Annotated in this window: 3 protein-coding genes; all 3 read left to right on the top strand. The window is 69.3% G+C overall.

Annotated features, from left to right (window positions below; genetic code table 11):
* The coding region (locus QZV72_RS09210; protein ID WP_297007661.1) for a helix-turn-helix transcriptional regulator at window positions 1-337 on the top strand (337 nt) is incomplete at its 5' end.
* A gap of 187 nt (window positions 338-524) precedes the next feature.
* Window positions 525-2435 (top strand): siderophore-interacting protein, encoded by a 1911-nt coding sequence (locus QZV72_RS09205; RefSeq protein WP_297007658.1) that lies wholly within the window; start codon window positions 525-527, stop codon window positions 2433-2435.
* Window positions 2436-2999: 564 nt separating this feature from the next.
* Window positions 3000-3568: hypothetical protein (locus QZV72_RS09200; protein WP_297007655.1), on the top strand; the 569-nt coding region annotated here is incomplete at its 3' end.

Below are 3568 nucleotides of genomic sequence, written 5' to 3'. Positions count from 1 at the left end.
GTCCTCCATCATCTTCGCTGCCTCATCCTCTCCTGCACGGCGGGTGGCTGATGCCCTCCTGCGTGACCTGCGCGATCCCCGGACTCTTGCGCAGTGGGCGGAGTTCGCCGGGGTTGCGCCGCGGACTCTGAATGACGGATTCCGTGAAGCCACCGGGATGACGTTGCTGCAGTGGCGGACCACCGTGCGACTGCAGACCGCACGACGGTTGCTGGCCGCCGGGTCGACTCCGTCAGCCGCTGCACGCAGCGTCGGCTACCGTCACCTGTCCCAGTTCAGCCGTGACTTCACGTCGCGGTACGGGATGCGGCCGCGCGAGTTCGCGGGGGAGAGGTAGTTCCGGCCTCCTCCGCATCTGGGCGTTCCCGTGACCGCAGCACCTCCCCCAACCTGACTGGTAACCATCTGGCAGTTCCGGGCAACTCCACGAGGGTTGCGCACCCTAACCTCGTGCGCGGGGCCGGTGTGCGACCGCCCCTGCCGCCACAACAGAGCCAGAACAAGACCAGAACCCGAGGATCCCCATGCCACGTCGCGCCCGCCCGACCACCGTCCACCCCATCGCCCTGCGGGAACTGGAGGTGACGAAGGTCGCGGACATCACCCCGGGCCTGCGCCGCATCACCCTCACCGGCGACGAACTCGGCGCGCTGACCACTCCGGAGGGCTTCGACCAGCGGGAATTCACCTCCACCGGCTTCGATGACGACATCAAGCTCATCTTCGCCTACCCCGGTGAGACCGAACCGGTCCTCCCGGTCCGCAAGGAAGGCGGCATCCGGTTCCCGAAGGAGCGGCGTCCGCTGGGAAAGACCTACACTGTCCGCGCCTGGAACCCGGTCACCCGCGAACTCGACGTCGATTTCGTCAAGCACGGCCTCGGCACCGCCACCACCTGGGCCTACCGCGCCCAGCCGGGCGATCGGATCCACATCGCCGGGCCGACCGTCTCCAAGGGCCTGCCGGAAGGTGCGGACTGGCTGTTCATCGCCGGGGACGACACCGCCACTCCCGCCGTCGCCCGGTTCCTCGAGGACCTCCCGGCGGACGCCCGCGGTCAGGTCTTCCTCGAGGTCGCCGAGGATTCCCACGTCTACGACCTGCGCGATCTCCCCGGCATCCAGGTGACCTGGCTGGCACGCAACGGTGTGGCCGCCGGGGCGTCCTCCCTGCTCCTGGACGCTGTCTCCGCCGCTGACTGGGCTGACGGGCAGTGCTTCGCCTGGCTCGCCGGCGAACAGTCCGTGGTGCGTGATCTGCGGCGTCACCTCATCGACGCCCGCGGTCTGGACAAGTCGTGGATCGACTTCACCGGCTACTGGAAGCGCGAGACCGTGGACAGTATCGAGGGGGACGCCGCCGTCCCGGACGCGGAGAACCACGAGACCTCCTTCGAGAAGTTCCACGAGATGGCGGAGATCCTGCCGCCGTTGGCGATCCGGGCCGCCGCGAACCTCGGGATCGGGGAGCTGATCTCCCGGGGCACGACCACTGTCGCGGGTCTGGTCGAGGCGACCGGCGCCGATGAGCGGGCGCTGCGCAAGTTCCTGCGCTACCTGGAGGGCCTCGAACTTCTGGAGCCGTCCGGTGACACTGCCGACCTGGTCGTCTCCGGCGACTACCGCCCGCAGGACTACCGGCTCAGCGCGGTCGGGGAGTACCTCACCCATGAGGATGTCCTCGAGTACCTCCTGGATGACGGGCTCATGGCGCGCAGGGAGCTGGCCTTCCGCGGTATCGAACAGGCGGTGCGCACCGGGCGTCCGGTGTACACGGACATCGCCGGACGCACCTACGCCGACCTGCAGGCCGATCCGACCTTCGCGCACAAGGGGCTGGAGAACATGTCCCGGTTCGCGTCCTTCACGGCCGGGCCGCTGGCGACGTCGCAGTCGGTGACGGGGTCAGGGGAGGGGCCGCGCCGGATCGTGCTCCACGCCCGGGGTGCTACCGGGCTCGCCGCTGAGCTCACCGCCGCGTTCCCGCAGGTGCAGGTTGAGATCGTGGACCTGCCGACGCAGGCCGGCTGGTACCGGGCGGACCTGCTGACCGCCGTGCCGGACGCGTCCGCCCGCGACCGGATCAGCATCGTCGAACAGTCCCTCTACGAGGCCACTGAACCGGCGGACACCGTGATGTTCATCGGGACCCTCGGTGAGATCCCGGACGCCGAGGCAGCGCTCGCCCTGCGGAAGGCGGCGTCCTCCCTGGGCGAGGGCGGACGCATCCTCCTGCTGGAGGACACCCAGGACATCGTCGCCGCTGAGGGGCCGGACGAGCACGGTGCGGAGGCTGACCTGTTGTCCCTTGCGTTGACCGGCGGTGGTTTCCGTACGGTGCACGAGCTGGAGCAGGTCATTGCGGAAGCCGGGTTGAAGGTCACCTCCGCCGAGGTGGTCGGCTGGGGCTCGGTGTTGCGGACACTGGGGATGTGACTGACGGGGTGGGGGGCCGTGGTGCGGGAGGAGCCGGGGCGTTCGGTGCCTTAGTGGTGTGATCGACTCCGATGTGTACTATGAAGAAACGCGCATTCTCTACAGTAAACACAGGCGCGTTTCGCCATGTCAGGTGGTATGGGTCTCCCCGGGTGTATAGTGCGATTTTCGACACATGAGCGCGCTGTGGGCTATCCTCTGCGTGATGTAGTTATCAATTCAGATGGTTGAGTTGGTCGGGCATCGTTCTCGGAACAACAGAAGATCCGGGTGCATTGCCCATCGGGTCATTCTGGAGAATGGGATGAACCGGCAGGTGGACGCTATGATCGTCAGCATCGTGAACGCCGACTTTGACGCAGTTCGGTTCACAGTTCAAATACAACTCAGCAGTGCCGTAGACGAGCAGCTACAGACGAGTAAACGCAGGAGGATACTAGACAATGTCGACCACACCCCCGCCCCCGGGTGCGCCAGGGCAGCCTGATGACGGTGCCGCGACGGACTCAACAGTCCCGACGTCGGCAGGTGCTCCGATCAAGCTGACTGCGCCGGGCGCCCCCGGTGCCCCGGGAACCCCGGCTGCGCCGGCAACTCCTGTCGCGCCCGTCGAGCCTGCTGCACCGGTTGAGTCAGCAGCGCCTGCTGCCCCTGCTGCCCCGGCCGAGCCGGAGGCCCCGGCGGCTTCGGCTCCGGCAGCGCCTGCTGCCCCGGCTGCCCCCTCCGGTCCGATCAAGCTGGCTGCCACCGCTCCGGGTGCGCCGGGTGCGCCGGGTGCCCCGGCGGCGCCCGCAGCTGCAGCCCCTGCTGCTCCGGCCCCGGCTGCTCCTGCTGCCCCGGCCGCTCCGTCCGGTCCCATCAGGCTCGGCGCGGGCGCTCCTGCCGCTCCGGGTGCTCCTGCCGCCCCGGGTGCACCCGCTGCTCCCGGTGCCCCGGCTGCTCCCGGTGCTCCCGGTGCCCCGGCTGCTCCCGGTGCTCCGGCGGCCCCTGGTGCTCCGGCGGCCCCGGCGGCCCCTGGTGCCCCTGGTGCCCCTGGTGTTCCTGGTGCTCCGGCGGCCCCTGGTGCTCCTGTCACCCCCGGTGCCCCGGGCGCTCCCGCTACCCCTGCAGCCCCCGGCGCTCCCGCTGCGGCT

The organism is uncultured Corynebacterium sp. (genome assembly GCF_902782855.1).
Classification (GTDB): Bacteria; Actinomycetota; Actinomycetes; order Mycobacteriales; family Mycobacteriaceae; genus Corynebacterium.
This window is presented reverse-complemented; position numbering and strand designations above follow the sequence as displayed.